This window comes from Streptacidiphilus monticola (assembly GCF_042658505.1).
GTDB lineage: Bacteria > Actinomycetota > Actinomycetes > Streptomycetales > Streptomycetaceae > Streptacidiphilus > Streptacidiphilus monticola.
This window is the reverse complement of sequence record NZ_JBHSQJ010000218.1, coordinates 1-1106: the sequence shown is the minus strand read 5'-3', so window position 1 is coordinate 1106 and position 1106 is coordinate 1. Positions and strand designations below refer to the sequence as shown.

Below are 1106 nucleotides of genomic sequence, written 5' to 3'. Positions count from 1 at the left end.
GCGGCGAACCCGTCCGGGGCGGTGCGGGCAACGGGTGTTATGTTTAATCAGCGTGAACGGCAGATACAAAAAAGCCCCGGAGGGCTTTTAACTACTGACTTATTTTTTTGAAGATTTGCTGGGTTTCAATTTGTCAGTATTTCCCGGCGTTTTTTTATTGTCACGCTGGCGTTTATCAGGTTCCCCTGTTGAATCGGCAATTCGTTTCGGACCCGGCTTAAGACCCATAATCGTTATCCTTTCAATAGTTAAGAGGAAAGCCCTCAAGCTAGATATATTGACCGCGTTACGGATTATCAAGAGGGGCTAACAAGATTATTTTTTGTTCTTTTAGGTTGATTGTGGTACTGTTGATATACATGTATAGCAAATGGTGTTCGGGAGGTTTATATGCTTGCTATCCGGTTATCTGATGAGATTGAGTCCCGTCTGGACTCGCTGGCGAAGCAAACCGGCAGAACAAAGACGTTTTATGCGCGGGAAGCAATACTGGCGCATCTGGAAGACCTGGAGGATTATTATCTTTCAGCAGAAACTGCTGCACGCGTTCGCCGTGGTGATGAAGCAGTGCATTCGTCTGAAGACGTGAGGAAGTCACTTGGTCTGGACGATTAACTATTCCGATCGGGCGCTCAAATCGTTACGCAAGATGGACAAACAGAACGCACGACGGATTGTGGATTTTATGAGTTTACGCATTGCAGTTGCTGCCGATCCTCGCCAGTCAGGGAAGCCGCTCAAAGGTGAGCTGGGCGAGTTCTGGCGCTATCGGGTGGGAGATTATCGCGTTCTGTGTGAGATCCGAGATGACGAGCTTGTTATCCTTGCCGCCACGATTGGACATCGCCGCGAAGTTTACGACTGAAGCCCGCTATGCGGGCTTTTTTGATGCCGACAACAGGTATTATGGTAAATACTCGACTAACTACGTGTTCTACTGTTTGTCGGTTTTAGTTAACCAGCAGGTTGTCTTAACGATAATGTAGCCGTTATTTTTAACTAATAAGGTCATATTGTTAACGTCAGGCATAATAAAAGACATTATGGCCTCAGAGTTATCATCAGAAGCAGCTCTCTGCATTACTACTTCGATTCCCTTTTCTTTG

At 46.4% G+C, this 1106-nt stretch carries 2 protein-coding genes; both read left to right on the top strand.

What is annotated here, in order from left to right:
* The first annotated feature begins 390 nt into the window (after positions 1-390).
* Positions 391-615, top strand: a complete 225-nt coding sequence (gene relB, locus ACFP3V_RS31420; RefSeq protein WP_000879771.1) for a type II toxin-antitoxin system RelB family antitoxin — start codon at positions 391-393, stop codon at positions 613-615.
* Complete coding sequence (locus ACFP3V_RS31415) at positions 599-865, top strand: type II toxin-antitoxin system RelE family toxin (protein WP_004197762.1); 267 nt, start codon at positions 599-601, stop codon at positions 863-865. Before relB ends, ACFP3V_RS31415 begins: the two co-directional genes overlap by 17 nt.
* Positions 866-1106: the final 241 nt, after the last annotated feature.

What these genes read in the sequence shown, in the direction of transcription:
- relB (WP_000879771.1), top strand. Translation starts at nt 391, where the DNA reads ATGCTTGCTATCCGGTTATCTGATGAGATTGAGTCCCGTCTGGACTCG.